Annotated in this window: 15 protein-coding genes; 6 read left to right on the top strand and 9 right to left on the bottom strand. The window is 51.9% G+C overall.

What is annotated here, in order from left to right; all coding sequences use genetic code 11:
- The first annotated feature begins 114 nt into the window (after positions 1–114).
- The 4 genes from ycaO to pflA all read left to right on the top strand — a co-directional run bounded on the left by ycaO (position 115) and on the right by pflA (position 6,405).
- Positions 115–1,875, top strand: a complete 1,761-nt coding sequence (gene ycaO / locus FDX09_RS23340; RefSeq protein WP_137347939.1) for a 30S ribosomal protein S12 methylthiotransferase accessory factor YcaO — start codon at positions 115–117, stop codon at positions 1,873–1,875.
- Between the two features lie 404 nt (positions 1,876–2,279).
- Positions 2,280–3,137 (top strand): formate transporter FocA, encoded by an 858-nt coding sequence (gene focA, locus FDX09_RS23345; protein WP_032939923.1) that lies wholly within the window; start codon positions 2,280–2,282, stop codon positions 3,135–3,137.
- A 59-nt stretch (positions 3,138–3,196) separates the two neighbouring features.
- Positions 3,197–5,479 carry a formate C-acetyltransferase gene (gene pflB / locus FDX09_RS23350; RefSeq protein WP_006685273.1) on the top strand — a complete coding sequence of 761 codons (2,283 nt, stop codon included), beginning with the start codon at positions 3,197–3,199 and terminating at the stop codon, positions 5,477–5,479.
- A 185-nt stretch (positions 5,480–5,664) separates the two neighbouring features.
- Positions 5,665–6,405, top strand: a complete 741-nt coding sequence (pflA, locus tag FDX09_RS23355; RefSeq protein WP_003035751.1) for a pyruvate formate lyase 1-activating protein — start codon at positions 5,665–5,667, stop codon at positions 6,403–6,405.
- Between the two features lie 123 nt (positions 6,406–6,528).
- Here pflA and FDX09_RS23360 read toward each other — a convergent pair whose 3' ends face one another.
- Positions 6,529–7,677, bottom strand: a complete 1,149-nt coding sequence (locus FDX09_RS23360; protein ID WP_085049194.1) for an MFS transporter — start codon at positions 7,675–7,677, stop codon at positions 6,529–6,531.
- Between the two features lie 385 nt (positions 7,678–8,062).
- Here FDX09_RS23360 and ycaC point away from each other — a divergent pair, with 385 nt between their 5' ends.
- Positions 8,063–8,689, top strand: coding sequence for an isochorismate family cysteine hydrolase YcaC (ycaC, locus tag FDX09_RS23365; RefSeq protein ID WP_016152433.1), 627 nt, complete (start codon positions 8,063–8,065; stop codon positions 8,687–8,689).
- Between the two features lie 108 nt (positions 8,690–8,797).
- Here ycaC and FDX09_RS23370 read toward each other — a convergent pair whose 3' ends face one another.
- The 8 genes from FDX09_RS23370 to lrp all read right to left on the bottom strand — a co-directional run bounded on the left by FDX09_RS23370 (position 8,798) and on the right by lrp (position 20,931).
- The gene (locus FDX09_RS23370; protein WP_087857564.1) at positions 8,798–9,661 is read right to left on the bottom strand and encodes a dimethyl sulfoxide reductase anchor subunit family protein; all 864 of its coding nucleotides are present in this window, start codon (positions 9,659–9,661) and stop codon (positions 8,798–8,800) included.
- A 1-nt stretch (position 9,662) separates the two neighbouring features.
- The gene (locus FDX09_RS23375) at positions 9,663–10,280 is read right to left on the bottom strand and encodes a DMSO/selenate family reductase complex B subunit (protein ID WP_038639290.1); all 618 of its coding nucleotides are present in this window, start codon (positions 10,278–10,280) and stop codon (positions 9,663–9,665) included.
- Between the two features lie 10 nt (positions 10,281–10,290).
- Positions 10,291–12,735 carry a dimethylsulfoxide reductase subunit A gene (dmsA, locus tag FDX09_RS23380; RefSeq protein ID WP_137347940.1) on the bottom strand — a complete coding sequence of 815 codons (2,445 nt, stop codon included), beginning with the start codon at positions 12,733–12,735 and terminating at the stop codon, positions 10,291–10,293.
- Positions 12,736–12,941: 206 nt separating this feature from the next.
- The gene (gene serS / locus FDX09_RS23385; RefSeq protein WP_003035737.1) at positions 12,942–14,234 is read right to left on the bottom strand and encodes a serine--tRNA ligase; all 1,293 of its coding nucleotides are present in this window, start codon (positions 14,232–14,234) and stop codon (positions 12,942–12,944) included.
- Positions 14,235–14,325: 91 nt separating this feature from the next.
- The gene (rarA, locus tag FDX09_RS23390; RefSeq protein ID WP_137347941.1) at positions 14,326–15,669 is read right to left on the bottom strand and encodes a replication-associated recombination protein RarA; all 1,344 of its coding nucleotides are present in this window, start codon (positions 15,667–15,669) and stop codon (positions 14,326–14,328) included.
- A gap of 10 nt (positions 15,670–15,679) precedes the next feature.
- Complete coding sequence (gene lolA / locus FDX09_RS23395) at positions 15,680–16,291, bottom strand: outer membrane lipoprotein chaperone LolA (protein ID WP_085049191.1); 612 nt, start codon at positions 16,289–16,291, stop codon at positions 15,680–15,682.
- 111 nt (positions 16,292–16,402) lie between these two features.
- Positions 16,403–20,302, bottom strand: coding sequence for a DNA translocase FtsK (gene ftsK, locus FDX09_RS23400; RefSeq protein WP_137347942.1), 3,900 nt, complete (start codon positions 20,300–20,302; stop codon positions 16,403–16,405).
- 134 nt (positions 20,303–20,436) lie between these two features.
- Positions 20,437–20,931 carry a leucine-responsive transcriptional regulator Lrp gene (gene lrp / locus FDX09_RS23405; RefSeq protein WP_002439523.1) on the bottom strand — a complete coding sequence of 165 codons (495 nt, stop codon included), beginning with the start codon at positions 20,929–20,931 and terminating at the stop codon, positions 20,437–20,439.
- A gap of 547 nt (positions 20,932–21,478) precedes the next feature.
- Here lrp and trxB point away from each other — a divergent pair.
- Positions 21,479–22,447: a thioredoxin-disulfide reductase gene (gene trxB, locus FDX09_RS23410; protein ID WP_003831889.1), complete on the top strand. Its 969-nt coding sequence runs from the start codon at positions 21,479–21,481 to the stop codon at positions 22,445–22,447.
- Positions 22,448–22,560: the final 113 nt, after the last annotated feature.

Consider the following 22,560-nt stretch of genomic DNA (forward strand, 5'->3'; position numbering starts at 1 on the left):
ACTGTGTGAAAGCATAGCCAATAGTTTTATTTACGCCTGGGCTCCGGCGGCGATAGCGCCGTTCATTGAAAACCCGTATCATTGCGCGCTTTCCGTACGACAAAAGTGATTTTCATGACGCAAACATTTATTCCCGGCAAAGATGCCGCTCTGGAAGACTCCATCGCTCGCTTCCAGCAAAAATTACTCGACCTTGGTTTTCAGATTGAAGAAGCCTCCTGGTTGAACCCTGTGCCTAACGTTTGGTCTGTGCATATTCGCGACAAAGAATGCGCGCTGTGCTTTACCAACGGTAAAGGTGCGACGAAAAAAGCGGCGCTGGCCTCCGCGCTGGGCGAATATTTTGAGCGTCTGTCTACGAACTACTTCTTTGCGGATTTCTGGCTGGGCGAAACCATCGCCAACGGCCCGTTCGTGCATTATCCAAACGAAAAATGGTTCCCGCTGACGGAAGATGATGACGTGCCGGAAGGTCTGCTGGATGCGCGTCTGCGCGCGTTTTACGATCCAGAAAACGAATTGACCGGAAGCATGCTTATCGACCTGCAATCCGGAAATGAAGATCGTGGCGTCTGCGGCCTGCCGTTTACCCGTCAGTCTGATAACCAGACTGTCTATATTCCGATGAATATTATCGGCAATCTGTACGTTTCTAACGGTATGTCTGCGGGTAACACGCCTAACGAAGCGCGCGTTCAGGGCCTGTCTGAAGTCTTTGAACGTTATGTGAAGAACCGCATTATCGCGGAAAGCATCAGCCTGCCGGAAATCCCGGCCGAGGTGATGGCGCGTTACCCGGCGGTAGTGGAGTCCATCGCCACACTGGAAGCGGAAGGTTTCCCGATTTTCGCCTACGATGGCTCGCTGGGCGGCAAATACCCGGTGATTTGCGTTGTCCTCTTCAACCCGGCCAACGGTACCTGCTTTGCGTCCTTCGGCGCGCACCCGGATTTCGGCGTTGCGCTGGAGCGTACCGTTACCGAACTGCTGCAGGGTCGTGGTCTGAAAGATCTTGATGTCTTCACCCCGCCAACCTTCGACGATGAAGAAGTGGCTGAACACACTAACCTTGAAACCCACTTCATTGATTCCAGCGGTCTGATCTCCTGGGATCTGTTCAAGCAGGATGCTGATTATCCGTTCGTTGACTGGAATTTCTCCGGCACTACGGAAGAAGAGTTCTCTACCCTGATGGCCATCTTCAACGCAGAAGATAAAGAAGTGTATATCGCCGACTACGAACATCTGGGGGTATACGCCTGCCGCATTATCGTTCCGGGGATGTCTGACATCTACCCGGCTGAAGATCTGTGGTTAGCCAACAACGCAATGGGTACGCATCTGCGCGAAACGATCCTCTCTCTGCCAGGCAGTGAGTGGGATAAAGAAGACTATCTCAATCTGATCGAACAATTGGATGAAGAAGGTTTTGACGACTTCACCCGCGTACGTGAACTGCTTGGTCTGGCGACCGGCGCAGATAACGGTTGGTATACCCTGCGCATTGGCGAGCTCAAGGTAATGCTGGCGCTGGCCGGTGGTGACCTGGAGCAAGCGCTGGTATGGACAGAATGGACGATGGAATTCAACGCCTCCGTGTTTAGCGCTGAACGTGCAAACTACTACCGTTGCCTGCAAACGCTGCTGCTATTGTCGCAGGAAGAGGAGCGTCAGCCGCTGCAATATCTGAATGCGTTTGTCCGCATGTACGGCGCCGATGCGGTTGAAGCGGCAAGTGCGGCATTGAGTGGTGAAGCCGCATTTTATGGTCTTCAGCCAGTAGACAGCGATCTGCACGCGTTCCCGGCGCATCAGTCTCTGCTGAAAGCCTATGAAAAACTGCAGCGCGCGAAAGCAGCGCACTGGTCAAAATAGTGCCAAACAGCCTGCGTTAAGTAGGCTAAATGTATTGTCTGGGCTATATTACGGGGCGCTTTAAGCGCCCTGTTTTTTATTTTGGTCAAATCAAAAAATAAATGTAAAAGCAAGGTTAAATATTAGTAGTTGATATTAAAAAAATTAGCTTATTAATGTGGCTTTTTAACTCAATTACTCCATATTAATTAACTGTCCAGCAGGAGGCTGAAAGAAAAAATTCAACTCACTTTATAATTTTTAAAATTTATTTTTATATGGATAATCAATAAGTTACTCCGCATTCGCATAAAAACCATGCGTCTTGCGGGCCTATAAGCCAGGCGAGATATGATCTATATCAAATTCTCATCTATAATGCTTTGTTAGTATCTCGTCGCCGACTTAATAAAGAGAGAGTTAGTGTGAAAGCTGACAACCCTTTTGATCTTTTACTTCCTGCTGCAATGGCCAAAGTTGCCGAAGAAGCAGGCGTCTATAAAGCAACGAAACATCCGCTTAAGACGTTCTATCTGGCAATTACTGCCGGTGTATTCATTTCAATTGCCTTTGTTTTCTATATCACCGCCACAACCGGTACCGGCACCATGCCTTTTGGCATGGCAAAATTAATAGGTGGTATCTGCTTTTCCCTGGGGCTGATCCTTTGTGTTATCTGCGGTGCAGACCTCTTCACCTCAACCGTACTGATTGTTGTTGCTAAAGCCAGTGGTCGTATTACCTGGGGGCAGTTGGCTAAAAACTGGCTTAACGTTTATGTCGGCAACCTGATTGGCGCCCTGATCTTCGTGTTACTTATGTGGCTTTCCGGCGAGTATATGACCGCCAACGGCGCGTGGGGACTCAACGTCCTGCAAACAGCCGACCACAAAGTACACCATACTTTTGTTGAAGCGGTGAGCCTCGGTATCCTGGCTAACCTGATGGTGTGTCTGGCCGTATGGATGAGCTACTCAGGTCGCAGCCTGATGGACAAAGCGTTTATCATGGTATTACCGGTCGCAATGTTTGTTGCCAGCGGTTTTGAGCACAGTATCGCAAACATGTTTATGATCCCTATGGGTATTGTAATACGCGATTTCGCCACCCCGGAATTCTGGACCGCTGTCGGTTCTTCTCCGGAGAATTTTTCTCACCTGACCGTGATGAATTTCATCACCGATAACCTGATTCCGGTTACGATCGGTAATATTATCGGCGGCGGTTTGTTGGTCGGGTTGACATACTGGGTCATTTACCTGCGTGGTAACGATCATCATTAATCTGTTGATGCCCATTACACGCAGTAAATAAAAAATCCACTTAAGAAGGTAGGTGTTACATGTCCGAGCTTAATGAAAAGTTAGCCACAGCCTGGGAAGGTTTTACCAAAGGTGACTGGCAGAATGAAGTAAACGTACGTGACTTCATTCAGAAAAACTACACTCCGTATGAGGGTGACGAGTCCTTCCTGGCTGGCGCTACTGACGCGACCACCAAGCTGTGGGACAGCGTAATGGAAGGCGTTAAACAGGAAAACCGCACTCACGCGCCTGTTGACTTTGACACCTCCGTTGCTTCTACCATCACTTCTCACGACGCTGGTTACATCAACAAAGCGCTGGAGAAAATTGTTGGTCTGCAGACTGAAGCTCCGCTGAAACGTGCGATCATTCCGTTCGGCGGCATCAAAATGGTTGAAGGTTCCTGCAAAGCGTACAATCGCGAACTGGACCCGATGCTGAAAAAAATCTTCACCGAATACCGTAAAACCCACAACCAGGGCGTATTCGATGTTTATACCAAAGACATTCTGAACTGCCGTAAATCCGGTGTTCTGACTGGTCTGCCAGATGCGTATGGCCGTGGCCGTATCATCGGTGACTACCGTCGCGTTGCGCTGTACGGTATCGACTTCCTGATGAAAGACAAATACGCACAGTTTGTTTCCCTGCAGTCTGATCTGGAAAACGGCGTAAACCTGGAAGCGACTATCCGTCTGCGTGAAGAAATCGCTGAACAGCACCGCGCGCTGGGTCAGATCAAAGAAATGGCAGCGAAATATGGCTGCGATATCTCTGGTCCGGCTACCAACGCTCAGGAAGCTATCCAGTGGACTTACTTCGGCTACCTGGCCGCGGTTAAATCTCAGAACGGCGCAGCAATGTCCTTCGGTCGCGTATCCACCTTCCTGGATGCATACATCGAACGTGATATCAAAGCAGGCAAAATCACTGAACAAGACGCTCAGGAAATGATTGACCACCTGGTCATGAAACTGCGTATGGTTCGCTTCCTGCGTACTCCGGAATATGATGAACTGTTCTCCGGTGACCCGATTTGGGCAACTGAATCTATCGGTGGTATGGGCGTTGATGGCCGTACTCTGGTTACCAAAAACAGCTTCCGCTTCCTGAACACCCTGTACACCATGGGTCCTTCTCCGGAGCCGAACATCACCGTTCTGTGGTCTGAAAAACTGCCTCTGAACTTCAAGAAATTCGCCGCTAAAGTGTCCATCGACACCTCTTCTCTGCAGTACGAGAACGATGACCTGATGCGTCCGGACTTCAACAACGACGACTACGCTATCGCTTGCTGCGTAAGCCCGATGGTTGTTGGTAAACAAATGCAGTTCTTCGGTGCGCGTGCAAACTTGGCGAAAACCATGCTGTACGCAATCAACGGCGGCGTTGATGAAAAACTGAAAATGCAGGTTGGTCCTAAATCTGAACCAATCAAAGGCGACGTTCTGAACTTCGACGAAGTGATGGACCGCATGGATCACTTCATGGACTGGCTGGCGAAGCAGTACGTCACCGCGCTGAACGTTATCCACTACATGCACGACAAGTACAGCTACGAAGCCTCTCTGATGGCGCTGCACGACCGTGACGTTATCCGCACTATGGCGTGTGGTATCGCTGGTCTGTCCGTTGCTGCTGACTCCCTGTCTGCAATCAAATATGCGAAAGTTAAACCGATTCGTGACGAAGACGGTCTGGCTATCGACTTCGAAATCGAAGGCGAATACCCGCAGTTTGGTAACAACGACTCTCGTGTAGATGACATGGCGGTTGACCTGGTAGAACGTTTCATGAAGAAAATTCAGAAACTGACTACTTACCGTAACGCTATCCCGACTCAGTCTGTTCTGACCATCACCTCTAACGTGGTTTATGGTAAGAAAACGGGTAACACCCCAGACGGTCGTCGTGCTGGCGCGCCGTTCGGACCGGGTGCTAACCCAATGCACGGTCGTGACCAGAAAGGTGCTGTTGCCTCTCTGACCTCCGTTGCTAAACTGCCGTTTGCTTACGCTAAAGATGGTATCTCTTATACCTTCTCTATCGTTCCGAACGCACTGGGTAAAGACGACGAAGTTCGTAAGACTAACCTGGCTGGTCTGATGGATGGTTACTTCCACCACGAAGCGTCCATCGAAGGTGGTCAGCACCTGAACGTGAACGTCATGAACCGTGAAATGCTGCTGGATGCGATGGAACATCCGGAAAAATATCCGCAGTTGACCATCCGCGTTTCTGGCTACGCTGTACGTTTTAACTCCCTGACTAAAGAACAGCAGCAGGACGTTATTACTCGTACCTTCACTCAGACCATGTAATTGGTTTTGACTGAAATCGTACTTTAAAAAGCGTACAATAAAGGCTCCACGTAAGTGGGGCCTTTTTAATAGCCTGCTTTGTCAGCTATCTATACTTATGGATAGCAGCCAAAACAGACTCGACACAGTTAATAACTGTGCACTAACACAGGCCCCGGATGGGCCACATCTGGAGAAACACCGCAATGTCAGTTATTGGTCGCATTCACTCCTTTGAATCCTGTGGCACTGTAGACGGCCCGGGCATCCGTTTTATTACCTTCTTCCAGGGCTGCCTGATGCGCTGCCTGTATTGCCATAACCGTGACACATGGGATACGCACGGCGGTAAAGAAGTCACTGTCGACGAATTAATGAAAGAGGTGGTGACTTATCGCCACTTTATGAACGCCTCCGGTGGCGGCGTGACGGCATCCGGCGGTGAAGCCATCCTGCAGGCTGAGTTCGTACGTGACTGGTTCCGCGCCTGTAAAAAAGAAGGCATTCACACCTGCCTGGACACCAACGGTTTTGTTCGCCGCTACGATCCGGTAATTGATGAACTGCTGGAAGTCACCGACCTGGTGATGCTCGATCTCAAACAGATGAACGACGAAATCCACCAGAATCTGGTCGGCGTGTCTAACCATCGCACGCTGGAATTTGCTCGTTACCTGTCGAACAAAGACATTAAAGTGTGGATCCGCTACGTCGTCGTACCAGGCTGGTCTGACGATGACGACTCCGCGCACCGTCTGGGCGAATTTACCCGCGATATGGGCAACGTTGAAAAAATCGAGCTGCTACCTTACCACGAACTGGGCAAACACAAATGGGTAGCGATGGGCGAAGAGTACAAACTCGATGGTGTGAAGCCGCCGAAGAAAGAGACCATGGAGCGAGTGAAAGGCATCCTTGAGCAGTATGGTCATAAAGTGATGTATTAAGTCTTAAGGTGGGTAACAAACCAGTTACCCACCTCATGCCTTCTTAACGCCCTCTTCTCGCCAGCAGCGGGAAAATCAATCCCAGCCCAACAAGTACACCTGTTTGCATTCTGTTAAAACAGGTCAAATATGCGCGATAGAATTGGGCGTATGGCCCGTCTTGCGCAGCAGCATCAGTAGATAAATAAACGATACGCTGGCAATCATGATAAACAGCAAGCTATCTGAGTAATTCTGCATCAGCATTGCGGTAAACGAAGGGCCAAGCAGACTGCCAACGGTATAGCTTAATAGCAAAGCCTGATTCATGGCGACCAGTTGATGATGTTCCACCTTTTCACAGGCCCAGGCCATCGCGACCGGATAGAGAGTAAAACCTGCCGCACCCAACATAAATAATGCGGGGGCCATCGCCGCCTGATTCAGCATAGCAATACTTCCGACGATCACCACAAACACCTGGACGCGTAAGACCAGCAGGCGTCCCAGCTTGTCCGCCAGGCGGCCAATCGGCCATTGCCCCAGAATACCGGCGCTAACCAGAACCGCCATCCAGAAACCAATGCTGGCATTGCTTACTCCCTGATGGTTCAGATACAGCGGCATCAGGCCGTACAAAGAGCCCAGCACAATCCCGGAAATAATACAGCCATTAACGCCCAGACGCGCCTGTCGCAGCTTCAGCATCGATACAATAGGGGTTGAGTGCTGTTCATCACCCTGCTGATTGGCAATGCGCGCAAAGAGCAGCGGTAGAACGCCAGCCAGGATGGTTCCCGTCACCCACGGCAGCACGTTCATCAATTCTGTTGATACCTTACTGACCAGCAATTGTCCTAAGAACGTCCCCACGTAATAGATCATCATATAGGCGGCAAGCAAACGTCCGCGATTGCGCGAAGTCCCGCTGCACATCAGCGCACTTTCCACTACCACCCAAATCATGGCGCAGCCAACGCCGGCAATAAAGCGCCAGCTCATCCAGCTCCAGAATCCAACCATAACCCCCAGCCCAACACAGCCCGCGGCAAAAATAAACGAGGCGATGTAATAGCTGCGGTTAAATCCAAGGCGTTTAATTAAATACCCGGTCAGCAACGTCCCTACCAAATTACCGGTAAAGTAGGACGAGCTCACCATACCGACCTGCCAGGTTGGCAGATTTTCATGGGCGAGCCAAAGCGGGACGAGCGTGTTTAACACGGCGATCGCCAGGGTCAACAGAAGCAGCCCGCACAGCAGAAGCATGACGGGACGGGTATAGATGGACATGAATAAAAACCGTGAGGAAGTTCAAATTTCATGCGCATCATGCCACTGCCAAAAACATTGTCAATCGGCGTAATCAAAGGGCTGAGGCGCTTTTCTGACGATCGATTTGCATTACTGATTCTTAATGTGAATAGATAAAAAATACAAAAACACATCTGCTTGTTTTTATTGATCTAAAACAAAAATCTCACGTTACGTTCAGTCGAAAAATTTCATGGACTCCCCTTACTTTTATTTCTTACTAAACTCTATGCGAGATGCAGAGCGGTATTGTCTTCGAAATAGAACAGTCAGTTCTTATTTATACTTCCAGTCCGGATACCGTTCTTTCTCCAGACTTAAACTCATCAAATTTCCCGCACCGATGCCGAACAGGAGAAATATCATGACGAAACCTTACGTAAGACTTGATAAAGATAATGCGGCAGTATTGCTGGTCGATCATCAGGCTGGCTTGCTCTCTCTGGTTCGGGATATCGATCCCGATAAATTCAAGAATAACGTGCTTGCCCTGGGTGATCTGGCAAAATACTTCAAGCTCCCGACTATTCTGACCACCAGTTTTGAAACAGGACCGAACGGACCGCTGGTACCGGAACTGAAAGCTCAATTCCCCGATGCGCCTTATATTGCTCGCCCGGGAAACATCAACGCGTGGGATAACGAAGATTTTGTGAAGGCGGTGAAAGCGACTGGTAAAAAGCAGTTGATCATTGCTGGGGTCGTGACGGAAGTTTGTGTCGCCTTCCCTGCGCTCTCCGCGATAGAAGAAGGGTTTGACGTTTTTGTCGTCACTGATGCTTCAGGTACATTTAACGAAATCACCCGCCATTCAGCATGGGATCGGATGTCGCAGGCTGGCGCGCAATTGATGACATGGTTCGGCGTCGCGTGTGAACTACACCGTGACTGGCGTAACGATATCGAAGGGCTGGCGACGTTGTTCTCTAATCACATTCCGGATTATCGCAATCTGATGACCAGCTACGATACGTTAACGAAACAGAAATAAAAAACCGGGGAAAAACCTGGCGTAACATAATGCCTGATGGCGCGCGCGTTAAGGCCTACGGATCTGTAGGCCGGAGAAGGCACGAGCCGCCATCCGGCATATTATGAATTAGCTTGCAACCGCCATACCGACAGTCATATGCAGGCCATAGAACACGCCACGACCAATCAGCTCGCCGACTATCAACAGAATAAACGCGACGGAAAGCAGTGGTATTGCGGGTTGGTAACCTTTGACTTGCGGTACAATCCAGCAGCACAACGCTAACGCCAGTGCCACGATCCGCCAGGCCATCAGTGAGCCATAATCCGGAACCAGCGCAGACGCCTGTTGAATCGAACTGTGGATCGTCGCCAGTTCGGCCCCCTGCATTACAGACATAATGGCGCTTATGACCAGAGCAAGAACCGAAATGGCAGGCAGCAGACGCATCGCCCAACCGTCAATACCGGCAATTCTCAATAGCAGATATCCCAGCAGCGGACCGCCCATAAACAGCGTCAGGAAGAAACCCAGCGGCGTCCAGACGCTGTACCAGGTCGGCACGGTATCAATGGTGTTATACACACGTACCATCATCCAGACAAAAACGACGCCCAGCACCATGGTGACAACTAACCACAGATTGCGTAGTGCGGGCGGCATTTTTTTCAACATCGCCAGCAGCCAGCCGACGCCGCCAATGGCAAAGAACACTGAACCACTGGCGATTTCATTGCTCAGCGCAGAAGCGCCTACGCGATTGAGCGAGTTAAAGGCACGCATCGGCGAGCCCAGATGGAGCATAGAAGCAATAAAGCCAATACCCATCAGTACCCACAGCCCGAACATGCAGGCGATTACCCGCTGCTGTGATTCAGGACGTAAGTCCCCTTTCATTAACGCCAACGCCAGAACGATAAAGCCACCAACCACACACTGTCCGAAGACCGTGAAGATCATCAGCGGCCATTCATGCCATCCACTTCCCATCTTACACCTCCTTCGGATTGGCCAGATAACCCGTGGTATCCCCGGTCGGGCGGCTATTGGCGTTAGGTTTGATAACAATGCTCGGTTTGGTGAAGTGCGCGCCCGGTAGTGGCGCAACCGCGGCCAGAGTACCGTGTTTTTTGCGCAGTTCGTCAATCGGACCGAAATCCAGCGCACGCAGTGGGCAGGACTCAACGCAGATAGGTTTCTTACCTTCAGCGACGCGTTCATGGCAGCCATCGCATTTGGTCATATGTCCTTTTTCAGCATTGTACTGGGGCGCACCGTAAGGACAGGCCATGTGGCAATACCGACAGCCAATGCACACATCTTCATCCACGACGACAAAGCCATCTTCACGTTTGTGCATCGCGCCACTCGGACACACCTTGGTGCAGGCCGGGTCTTCACAGTGGTTACAGGCAATAGAGAGGTAATAGGCAAAGACGTTTTGATGCCAGACGCCATTGTCTTCTTGCCAGTCGCCACCCGCGTACTCGTAAATGCGGCGGAAACTGACATCCGGGGTTAAATTTTTGAAGTCTTTGCAGGCCAGTTCGCAGGTTTTGCAACCGGTGCAACGGCTGGAATCAATAAAAAATCCATACTGGGTTGTCATCGGTTACTCCTTACACCTTTTCAACCTGAACAAGGTTCGTATGTGACGGATTTCCCTTCGCGAGAGGAGAAGGACGCTGAGTCGTCAGGACGTTAATACAACCGCCCTGATCCACACGCTTCGTGTCCGGGTCGTACCAGGCCCCTTCGCCTAATGCCACCACGCCGGGCATCATACGCGGGGTCACTTTCGCTTCGATATGCACCTCGCCACGATCGTTAAAGATGCGTACTTTGTCGCCGTTGTTAATGCCACGTCGCTGCGCATCCAACGGATTGATCCACATTTCCTGGCGGCAGGATGCTTTCAGAACATCTACGTTGCCATAGGTCGAGTGAACGCGAGATTTGTAGTGGAAGCCGGTCAGTTGCAGCGGGAATTTCTCCACCAGCGGATCGTCTAAACTTTCAAAGCCAGGGGTATAAATCGGCAATGGATCGATCACATCCCCTTCCGACAGTTCCCAGGTTGCCGCGATCTCGGCAAGCTGCTGCGAATAAATTTCGATCTTACCCGACGGCGTGGTGAGCGGATTGGCTTTGGGATCCTCACGGAACGCTTTGTACGCCACGTGGTGCCCTTCAGGATCTCGCTGCTTAAAGATGCCTTGTTTGCGGAACTCTTCAAACCCAGGCAGTTCAGGAATGGCTTTACGCGACTGCTCATACAGATGACGCATCCACTCTTCCTGAGTACGACCTTCGGTAAACTGCTGCTCGACGCCAAGGCGTTTCGCCAGCTCGCTGGTCATCTGGTAGATAGTCTTGCATTCGAAACGTGGTTTGATCGCCTGATCGGTGAAAATCACATAGGACATGTTTCCGCAGGACGCATCCAGCGCGAAGTCCATCTGTTCGGAAGCAGTACAGTCTGGCAGCAAAATATCCGCATATTTCGCCGAGGAGGTCATATGGCAGTCGATGACCACGATCATCTCGCACTTTTTCTCATCCTGCAGGATTTCGTGCGTACGGTTAATATCAGAGTGCTGGTTAATCAGGCAGTTACCAGCATAGTTCCAGATCATTTTAATCGGAACATCAAGCTTATCTTTGCCGCGAACGCCGTCACGCAGCGCCGTCATCTCCGGGCCACGCTCAATAGCGTCCGTCCACATAAACATTGAGATGCTGGTTTCAACAGGATTTTCCAGCGTAGGCATACGCTCAAACGGCAGACTGTATGAACCCTCACGCGCACCGCTGTTGCCGCCGTTGATACCAACATTACCGGTCAGAATGGCCAGCATAGAAATAGCGCGGGTCGCTATTTCACCGTTAGCATGACGCTGCGGCCCCCAACCCTGGCTGATGTATGCCGGTTTAGCGCTGCCAATTTCACGCGCCAGTTTGATGATACGGTCAGCGGGAATACCGGTAATCTGCGCCGCCCATTCCGGGGTCTTGGCAATACCGTCTGTCCCCTCCCCAAGAATATACGCCTTATAGTGGCCATTCTTCGGCGCATCGGCCGGTAAGGTTTTCTCGTCGTAACCCACGCAGTATTTGTCGAGGAACGCCTGGTCCACCAGGTTTTCGGTGATCAGAACATACGCCAGACCATTAACCAGCGCCGCATCTGTACCAGGACGGATCGGGATCCATTCATCTTCACGCCCCGCGCCGGTGTCGGTATATCGGGGATCGATAATAATCATCCGGGCATTGGATTTCTGGCGCGCCTGTTCAAGGTAGTAGGTTACCCCGCCCCCGCTCATACGGGTTTCACCAGGGTTATTACCGAACAGCACCACCAGCTTGCTGTTTTCTATATCGGACGGGCTGTTACCGTCGGCCCAGCCGCCGTAGGTGTAGTTCAACCCGGCAGCGATTTGTGCCGAAGAGTAGTCCCCGTAGTGATTCAGGTACCCACCACAGCAGTTCATCAGACGTGCCACCAGGGTTTTACCCGGCGGCCAGGAGCGTGTCAGGGTGCCACCTAGCGTGCCGGTGCCGTAGTTCAGGTAGATAGATTCGTTACCATAGTCTTTAATCAGACGCTGCATGTTGCTGGCAATAATCTCGTACGCCTCATCCCAACTGATGCGCTCAAATTTACCTTCGCCGCGCTTACCGACACGTTTCATCGGGTATTTCAGACGATCGGGATTATAAACGCGACGACGCATGGAGCGACCACGCAGACAAGCACGCACCTGGTGCAGGCCGTCATAGTTATCATCACCTGTGTTGTCGGTTTCGACATATTTTATTTCACCGTCTACCACATGCATCCGCAGTGGACAGCGGCTACCGCAGTTCACCGTACACGCGCTCCAGATGACTTTCTCATTGCGCTGCGTGGGATTAATGGCTTCTGCAGCGTTTGCAATACGGGTAAATGGCAGGGTAAACGCGCTACTGGCCACCGCCAGCCCGCCTATCGCCGTCGTTTTTACCAAACCGCGGCGACTAACCTCAGCTGCCAGCACGGCATCGGGGATCTTAGTTTTCATAGGGGCTCACTCTGCTGCTCACAATAAACAAAAAATAAATACTCGTTGTATATATTTTTATATATCGCTAGTATCACTATACAGACTGGTAGATACTGACTTTCATTCGAAGGCAGTATTACTCCTATGTAGGTAAGGGTTATTGTCCGACGTCAAACGGGCATAAAAAAAGCGCCCTGAGGCGCTTTTTAGCATAGAAAGATAGGTTAGCCGATGAATTCCAGGCCATTCATGTACGGACGTAATACTTCCGGAACCTGAATGCGGCCATCTGCCTGCTGATAGTTTTCCATTACCGCCACCAGCGTACGTCCAACTGCCAGACCGGAACCGTTCAGGGTATGCACCAGACGGGTCTTTTTGTCGGATTTGCTGCGGCAACGCGCTTGCATGCGACGCGCCTGGAAATCCCACACGTTGGAGCAGGATGAGATTTCGCGATAGGTATTCTGCGCTGGGATCCACACTTCCAGATCGTAGGTTTTGCATGCGCCGAAGCCCATGTCGCCTGTGCACAAAATGATCTTACGGTACGGCAGACCCAGCAGTTGAAGAACCTTCTCGGCGTGGCCGGTCATCTCTTCCAGTGCGTCCATTGAATCTTCCGGACGAACAATCTGCACCATCTCAACTTTATCGAACTGGTGCATACGGATCAGACCACGGGTATCACGACCGTAAGAGCCTGCTTCAGAACGGAAGCACGGCGTATGCGCGGTCATTTTGATCGGCAGCACATCTTCGTCAATGATTTCGTCACGCACCAGGTTAGTCAGCGGAACTTCGGCCGTTGGGATCAGCGCGTAGTTGCTGCTGTCAGCTTCTTCGTCCAACGGACGGGTATGGAACAGATCGCCAGCGAATTTCGGCAGTTGCCCGGTACCGTACAGCGTGTCATGGTTAACCAGATACGGAACATAGTTTTCGCTGTAACCATGCTGTTCGGTATGCAGATCCAGCATGAACTGAGACAGCGCACGATGCATACGTGCGATCTGCCCTTTCATGACCACGAAACGAGAGCCGGTAAGCTTCACCGCAGCGGCGAAATCAAGACCCGTGTGCATTTCACCCAGGGTAACATGATCGCGGACTTCGAAATCAAACTCACGCGGTGTACCCCAGCGGCTGACTTCGACGTTGTCATTTTCATCTTTACCCACCGGAACTTCATCCGCTGGCAGGTTAGGAATGGTCAGCGCAATGTCGCGGATCTCGGCCTGTAAGGTATCAAGTTCAGCTTTCGCGGCATCCAGCTCTTCGCCCAGTTTGTTCACTTCCAGACGTAAAGACTCGATATCTTCCCCGCGCGCTTTTGCCTGGCCAATGGATTTCGATCGAGAGTTACGCTCTGCCTGCAGGTTTTCAGTTTGTACCTGCAGAACTTTACGACGCTCTTCAAGAGCGCGCAGCTTATCTACATCCAGCTTAAAGCCCCGGCTTGCCAGTTTTTCTGCGACTGCGTCTGGCTCATTACGCAGCAGATTGGGATCGAGCATGCTTATCCTGTGCTTATCGAATTAAAATGGGAAAAGTGACCACAGCCTGCGGTCACAGGGATACAGAGACAACATTACCGCAACGATAACACTAACGGTAGCGTTTTATAGGGCTATTTTGATCCTGTCCGGCGAGCCAGGCGAGCTTTTCGCCAATCTTGCTTTCAAGACCTCTGTTTGTGGGGCGATAATAGCGCGTTTGTGCCATTTCCTGGGGGAAGTACACTTCTCCGGCGGCATAGGCATTTGGTTCATCATGCGCGTAACGATACTCCTGACCGTAGCCCATCTCTTTCATCAGCTTAGTCGGCGCATTGCGCAGGTGAACGGGAACGTCGTAATCCGGACGTTCACGGGCGTCGGCCAGCGCGGCTTTAAAGGCGGTGTAAACCGCGTTACTCTTCGGCGCACAGGCCAGATAGACGATCGCCTGAGCGATTGCCCGCTCGCCTTCCGCGGGTCCCACGCGAGTGAAACAATCCCACGCGGAAATCGCCACCTGCATAGCGCGAGGATCTGCGTTGCCCACATCTTCAGAGGCAATCGCCAGGCAGCGACGGGCAACGTACAGCGGATCGCCACCAGCGGAAATGATTCGCGCATACCAGTAGAGCGCCGCATCCGGCGCGCTACCACGTACCGACTTGTGTAAGGCGGAGATGAGATCGTAAAAGCGATCGCCTTTATTATCAAAGCGCGCGCTGCGTTCACCGGCAATTTCGGTCAGCAATTCCGCTTTCAATACGCGCTTGCCGGAATCATCAACTTCGGCCATATCGGCCATCATTTCCAGCGTATTCAGCGCCCGCCGCGCATCACCATTAACCAGTTCAGCAATCGCCCGACGCGTCTCTTGTGGCAGAACAATATCCTGATCGCCGTAGCCACGCGCTTTGTCAGACATCGCCTGGTCAAGCACCTGTTCAATATCATCGGTGGTTAACGATTTCAGCAAATAAACGCGTGCCCGCGACAGCAGCGCCGAATTCAATTCAAACGAGGGGTTTTCGGTGGTAGCGCCAATAAACGTAATTGTACCGTCTTCAATATGCGGTAAAAACGCATCCTGCTGGCTTTTATTAAATCGATGGACTTCGTCCACAAACAGTATTGTGCGTCGGCCAGCGTTACGGTTCTGACGCGCACGCTCAATCGCTTCACGAATTTCTTTTACGCCAGAGGTGACCGCCGAAATTCGTTCAACATCGGCGTTAGCGTAACGGGCAATAACTTCGGCAAGGGTGGTTTTACCCGTTCCCGGCGGTCCCCATAAAATCATAGAGTGCAGGTGCCCGGCCTCAATGGCACGGGGCAAAGGCTTACCCGTAGCCAGCAGATGCTGCTGGCCGATATACTGCGCTAAATTTTCTGGCCGCATACGCGCGGCCAGTGGCTGAAAGGTATTATCAGAAAAGTCGAGCGACAGATTGCTCACTCACACGCCTCTACTTACGTTGATCGTCAACCGTTACACCTTGTGGCGGGGTAAAGGTGAATTTAGATGGTTCAATCGCGCCATTCTGCTGCGATTTCAGTTGATAGCTGCTGCGCTGATCGTCTTGCTCAACGGCGCTAAACTGATGGATCGTCCCGTCACGCCCAACATTGATCGTAAACTGTTTCAGGTTTCCGTTGCTGGTTTTCGGCGTCAGCACGAAATCATCGCCGTTTTGCTTAATGTTGTACTGCTGCCAGTCGCTGGCCTGGTTACGCGCAATCAACATGAACGGCGTGTTGCCGGTGGCGTCTTTCAGCCAGGTTGCAGTAGCTTGTTCAACAAACGGGTTAAAGAACCACAGCGTTTTACCATCGGAGACCAGGATGCTCTCGTCAGGCTGCGTCATGTGCCAGTTAAACAGATTAGGACGTTTAACCCATAAATCACCCTGACCCTCCTGCACTGCCGCACCGCTACCGTCCGTAACCTTTTGCGTAAAGCTGGCATGGAAGCTACTGACTTTATCCAGGCGGCTTTTCAGGTCGCTGGCAGCATCAGCCCAGACGCTGCTCACTACAAAGCTCGACAGTAATGCACAGGTGATTGCGATTCTTTTCATCATTATTCCTCAAAATACGTCACTCCCAACGGGGAGATCCCTCTGCTATCCATTTCAGGCCAAAAAACAGCATGAGGAAAGTAGATAATACTGAATTACTTAACTTTGCAATCAATCGAAGGGCGGCGGAGCCAACACTTCACGATTACCATTATGCCCTTGCTCACTGACAATTCCCTGCGCTTCCATCTGTTCGATGATGCGCGCCGCTCGGTTGTAGCCGATACGGAACTGTCGTTGAACACCGGAGATGGAAGCTTTGCGTTTTTGGGTAACAAAGTTCACCGCCTGATCGAACAACGGATCTAACTCTTCGCCACCATCAAAGCCGCCAGCGCCACCTTCGCTTTCGCTGTCTGAGGTAATGCCATCAACATATTGCGGGCGCCCGCGCGCTTTCCAGTCCTGAACCACCGCATGAACTTCTTCGTCACGAACAAAGGCACCGTGTACACGCACAGGAATCGTCGAGTTCGGCGCCGAATAGAGCATATCGCCCATCCCCAGCAGCGATTCCGCGCCGCCCTGATCAAGGATAGTACGCGAGTCAATTTTGCTGGACACGGTAAAGGCAATACGCGTCGGGATATTCGCTTTAATCAGACCGGTAATGACGTCAACGGATGGTCGCTGGGTTGCCAGCACCAGGTGGATCCCCGCCGCACGCGCTTTTTGCGCCAGACGTGCAATCAGTTCTTCCACTTTCTTACCTACGGTCATCATCAGATCGGCGAATTCATCCACCAGAACAACGATATACGGCAGTTTTTCCAGCACTGGATGCTGAACGTCCATGCTGTCGCCCGGCTTCCAGTACGGGTCCGGGATCGGACGTCCCATACGAGCTGCTTCAGCGATTTTCTCGTTATAACCGGCAAGGTTACGTACGCCGAGCGCCGACATCAGTTTGTAGCGACGTTCCATTTCATTGACGCTCCAGCGCAAAGCGTTGGCAGCATCTTTCATGTCGGTCACAACTTCAGTCAGCAGATGCGGAATGCCTTCATAAACCGACAGCTCCAGCATTTTAGGGTCAATCATGATAAAGCGAACGTCTTCTGGCTGCGCCTTATACAGCATGCTGAGGATCATGGCGTTCACCCCAACAGACTTACCGGAACCGGTAGTCCCTGCCACCAGCAGGTGCGGCATTTTCGCCAGATCGGCAACAACCGGTTCGCCCGCAATATCTTTACCCAGCACCACAGTCAACGGGGACGAGTTATCACGGAATTTCGCGTTATCTAACACTTCGCGCAGATAAACGGTTTGACGTTTTTTATTCGGTAATTCCAGTCCGACATACGGTTTGCCAGGAATGACCTCGACCACGCGGACCGCAGCGGTCGACAACGAACGCGCCAGATCTCGTGACAGGTTGGAAATGCGCGCCGCTTTAACCCCTGGTGCCAGGTTTAGTTCAAAACGGGTAATGACCGGCCCTGGAGAGTAGTTCACTACATCAGCTTTAATACGGAAGTCCGCCAGACGCGCTTCCACCAGACGCGCCATTTGTTCCAGTGCAAAAGTATCAATCGGCTCAACTTCACTCGGCGGCGGCGTGAGCAGATCTAACGATGGCAGCGGCGTACTCGGACGCTGAACCGGACGGCTGTCGCCGTTACGCATCAAGAGTGGATGGATCAGGCTATCCTGCGGCGGCGGTGTAACAGGCTGTGCTGGCTGCTGGTAATGCTGCTGCGGAGCGACAGGCTGTGCCGGCTGCTGGTAATGCTGCTGCGGTGCGACAGGCTGTGCCGGCTGCTGATAATGCTGCTGCGGTGCGACTGGTTCCTGGTGCTGCGGCGCAGGCTCTGGCATCACGCCTGGCGTAAACAGCGGCTCATGCGGACCGTCATCCACCAGCGTTTTCATTGGCGAAAATTCAAAGTCATCAAGCGAGAACGGATTGGCCCCGGCAGGCTGTTCGCCGGAATAGCGCTGCTGCTGGGACGAGGCAAACTGGCGAGCCAGTTCCGCTTCTGCGGCCAAATCTTCGTCATCAGTCTGATGGGTATCGTCCTGATAATCATCGCCATAACGGTGCTGCTGAGACTGGGCAAACTGACGTGCCAGCTCATCCTGCTGCATTGCATCAATTTCATCATCGCTGTACGCATTGGTATCAAGCTGCTCTTCGCGAGCTTTCTCTTCAGCCATACGCTGTGACGGCAGTTTTATGCCATACGATGCTAACTCCCGACGAGTAGGCACGCGCACACGATTCGGGCGCGGCAGTTGCGGGCCAATCCCTTCTTTCACCTGCGGACGCGGCGCACCGCTACCCGCAAGGCTAAACACAGGTGCTGCGGCAGCGGCACTTGCCCCAGAAGCGGCGCTTTTCACCCCGGCAGCCAGCGGCGCAACGGCAGCAACAGACTCAACGGGCGGAATGGAGGCAGCCGTCGGCATAGATGGCATAGACGGCTTAACACGCTCAGGCTCCTGAGCGGGTTCTGGAATAGGCTGATACCAGGCGGCCAACTGCTCACGCTCGCGCGCTCGTTTCTCTTCGACTTCTTCAAAATAGTAGAGCGGCGGACGAGAGGGTTTCGTCTCCTCAACAACTGGCTCAGGTTCCACTACAGAAGGTTGTTCAACCACAGGTTGCTGGAACGCGGAAGGTTGTTGGAAGCCAGGCTCCTGCTGATAGACCGGTTGCGGCTCAGGCTCCGGCTGATAAACAGGTTCCTGCTGCCAGTTTTGCTGCGCGGTGAATTCCTGCGGCTGCGGCGCGGCGGGTTGCGCATACACCGGTTCAGACGTTTGCGGTGCGTAATATTCCGGCTGAGGATTCTCCTGTGCAACCGGCTGTTGCCATGGCTCATACGGCTGCTGCACCGCAGGCTGAGCATATTCGGCTGACTGCGGATAACCTTCAGGCGCAGGCGCAATCACCGCATCACCGGTTTGCGGGCCAGGCGCGGATTGCCAGGCAACGGCTGGCGTCGATTGTTCCATAACGGTGCTGGTAACTGGCGACGTTTGCAACAGCGGATCAACCGGCGCGCTCCAGGCCTGAGATGCCGTTGTGGCTGCTGCTGCGGCAGCTACCGGCTCTGTCACCGAATGACCGTTCAGCAGTGGATCGAGTTCGTCGTATTCAGGCAATGTTGCCCGATTACCGGAAAACAGCACATCGTTCGGATCGGCGACCACGCCACGGGCGCTGTATTCAATGTCGTCTTCATCATCCATGCGTTTGCCGGAGAACAGCGCAGCATCAGTATGACGGCCCAGCGGATTGGTAAATTTCTGAGCCAGGCGTTTACGGCGCGCTAACGCACCGCGCAGAATTCGAGCCCGACGCGATTCATGGGGTTTACCATCAGCGGCGTCGACAAACTCTTCTTCATCTTCATATTCTTCGTCATCGACCCAGGTATCGTCGCGGCGGGTACGGTTGCTGGCAAATGTCAGGATATTAAGTAACCAGCCACCCAGTTTTTCCGCAATGCTCACCCATGACCAGCCGGTAAACAGCGTTAATCCCGCAGCCCAGATGCACAAAAGCGTAAGCGTACCGCCGCTACTGTGCAGTAATGGCTGCAGCGTAGTGCTGAGCAGGCTGCCAATCACCCCGCCAGAGGCGAAATACCAGATGTCATCGGCGTTAATTGCGGCCAGCCCGCAGGAGGTGAGGATCAGGGCCAGAACGCCAATAATGCGCAATGAAACAGCAAAATAATCGACGTATTCGTCGCTGGCCTGGTGTCGCCAGGCAAACCAGCAGCCGCCGACAATAATGACCGGAATGGTGTAGGCCATGACGCCAAAAATAAAGAATAGCGTGTCCGCCAGCCATGCACCGGGAATGCCTCCCAGGTTATGGATAGGTTCATGCCATGCGGTTTGCGACCAACTGGGATCCGAAGGGTTAAAGCTGAGTAAGGCAGCCATCAACCAGACGGCAAAAAGGGCAATAAGGATCAGTAGCGCTTCCAGAAGTCGGCGCCCGCTGCTTAACTTCGTCAATGTGACGTCTTTGTCTTCAGTGTATTCCTGGCTCAAAAACGGCTCTCCAGGTTTCAGGCTTTTCCTGCCCGATGCTAAAACGGACAACAGCACCGGGTTGCCCCGGCACTGTTGCTGTATGGATTAACAGGAGTGTAATCAAACTGCGTCGATTTTGCACCTGTTCCGTGTTAGCGCGTCTTAATTACCAGACGATTGCTCTGTTTGACTTCTTCCATTACTACATAAGTACGTGTGTCATTTACGCCAGGCAGACGCAGCAGGGTTTCCCCCAGCAGCTTACGGTATGCTGACATATCCGGTACGCGTGTTTTCAGCAAATAGTCGAAATCACCGGAAACTAAATGACACTCTTGAATTTCTTCAAGTTTTTGTACTGCAGAGTTAAATTGTTCAAACACATCCGGGGCGCCACGATTCAGAGTTATCTCAACAAAAACCAGAAGTGATGCATCCAGATAATGTGGGTTTAACAGCGCTGTATAGCCCTGAATGAAACCCTGCCTTTCCAACCGACGCACACGCTCAAGGCAGGGCGTCGGTGAAAGTCCCACACGTTTAGAAAGCTCGACGTTAGAAATACGCCCATCCTTTTGCAGCTCATTAAGAATGTTACGATCAATACGGTCGAGATCTTTGCCAGGGCGCTTCTTACTATCTACCATTATTATTGTCTCTCTGTATTCCTTCCCTACTCCTGCCTGACTCTACTAACATCACTGTTCAGAGTCGCTCCCCATCAAAATAAACCGCAGCCCAGAGGGATTTACGGCTTGCAATGTCTGGGTTTATGGTGAGAAGACCGTTGCCTGTCGGCGGCTATCGACATCACGAATGGCATCTGTCCACACCATGCGTAGATTTCGCTAACACGGTAAACATGGTATCTACATGCATGATTATGCAGCACATACATGACACAGTTTTTTTCTTCCTTGAATGTTTTCGCAAAACAGCAGGGGATTGTCAAAGCAAAACATCGATTTTTAGTACAACATGCCAGTTATTCAGTCGCAGTGATGGAAATTCGTCATTTTATCACCTTATAACTGACCGATTTTAAGTAGAAATCGTTATAGTATTACGACTCAATCTGTCGTTCATCGGTTTCCACTATTACACATATTGTTAACAAAATCGCCATACTCTTTTTTTACGCCTGTAAATTCCCTACAATCCTGCTCATTGCCTGCCAACAACTATGGGGATCTCATGGGCGCAACCAAACACAGTAAACTTCTTATTCTGGGCTCAGGCCCTGCGGGATATACCGCTGCGGTCTACGCTGCACGCGCTAACCTGCAACCGGTACTGATTACCGGTATGGAAAAAGGTGGTCAGCTGACCACAACAACAGAAGTGGAAAACTGGCCTGGCGATCCGCACGATCTTACTGGCCCGCTGCTGATGGAACGTATGCACGAACATGCGACCAAATTTGAGACAGAAATCATTTTTGATCACATCAGCAAAGTTGATCTGCAAAACCGCCCTTTCCGTCTGACCGGCGACAGCGGTGAATACACCTGTGACGCATTGATCATCGCCACTGGCGCGTCCGCACGCTACCTGGGCTTGCCTTCAGAGGAAGCATTTAAAGGCCGCGGCGTTTCCGCTTGCGCCACCTGCGACGGTTTCTTCTACCGTAACCAAAAAGTTGCGGTGATCGGCGGTGGCAATACCGCTGTTGAAGAAGCGTTGTATCTGGCAAATATCGCGTCTGAAGTACATTTGATTCACCGTCGCGACAGCTTCCGTGCTGAGAAAATTCTTATCAAGCGGTTGATGGATAAAGTGGAAAACGGCAACATCGTGCTGCATACGCACCGTACGCTGGAAGAAGTGACTGGCGATCAAATGGGCGTAACCGGACTGCGTCTGCGCGATACGCAAAATACTGACAACGTTGAATCACTTGACGTTGCGGGATTGTTTGTCGCCATCGGTCACAGCCCGAATACCGCCATTTTCGACGGTCAGCTCGAACTGGAAAACGGCTACATCAAAGTTCAGTCCGGTATTCACGGCAATGCGACGCAAACCAGCATTCCAGGCGTCTTCGCAGCGGGTGACGTGATGGACCATATTTATCGCCAGGCGATCACTTCTGCTGGCACGGGTTGTATGGCTGCGCTTGACGCAGAACGTTATCTCGACGGTCTGGCAGACGCTTGCAAATAAGTTTTACAAATCAGTAACAAAAGTAAAAAAGGCGACTATAAGTCGCCTTTATTTTTGCCTCGTTGTAACATTGTCCTGCCCAAAAATTCCAATAACTCACCTGCTAAGCGTGC

Source organism: Citrobacter sp. wls717 (genome assembly GCF_005280955.1).
Classification (GTDB): domain Bacteria; phylum Pseudomonadota; class Gammaproteobacteria; order Enterobacterales; family Enterobacteriaceae; genus Citrobacter; species Citrobacter werkmanii.

Coding starts and splice junctions, on each gene's coding strand:
- ycaO (WP_137347939.1), top strand. CDS start 115: ATGACGCAAACATTTATTCCCGGCAAAGATGCCGCTCTGGAAGACTCC.
- pflB (WP_006685273.1), top strand. CDS start 3,197: ATGTCCGAGCTTAATGAAAAGTTAGCCACAGCCTGGGAAGGTTTTACC.
- pflA (WP_003035751.1), top strand. CDS start 5,665: ATGTCAGTTATTGGTCGCATTCACTCCTTTGAATCCTGTGGCACTGTA.
- FDX09_RS23360 (WP_085049194.1), bottom strand. CDS start 7,677: ATGTCCATCTATACCCGTCCCGTCATGCTTCTGCTGTGCGGGCTGCTT.
- ycaC (WP_016152433.1), top strand. CDS start 8,063: ATGACGAAACCTTACGTAAGACTTGATAAAGATAATGCGGCAGTATTG.
- FDX09_RS23370 (WP_087857564.1), bottom strand. CDS start 9,661: ATGGGAAGTGGATGGCATGAATGGCCGCTGATGATCTTCACGGTCTTC.
- FDX09_RS23375 (WP_038639290.1), bottom strand. CDS start 10,280: ATGACAACCCAGTATGGATTTTTTATTGATTCCAGCCGTTGCACCGGT.
- dmsA (WP_137347940.1), bottom strand. CDS start 12,735: ATGAAAACTAAGATCCCCGATGCCGTGCTGGCAGCTGAGGTTAGTCGC.
- serS (WP_003035737.1), bottom strand. CDS start 14,234: ATGCTCGATCCCAATCTGCTGCGTAATGAGCCAGACGCAGTCGCAGAA.
- lolA (WP_085049191.1), bottom strand. CDS start 16,291: ATGAAAAGAATCGCAATCACCTGTGCATTACTGTCGAGCTTTGTAGTG.
- lrp (WP_002439523.1), bottom strand. CDS start 20,931: ATGGTAGATAGTAAGAAGCGCCCTGGCAAAGATCTCGACCGTATTGAT.
- trxB (WP_003831889.1), top strand. CDS start 21,479: ATGGGCGCAACCAAACACAGTAAACTTCTTATTCTGGGCTCAGGCCCT.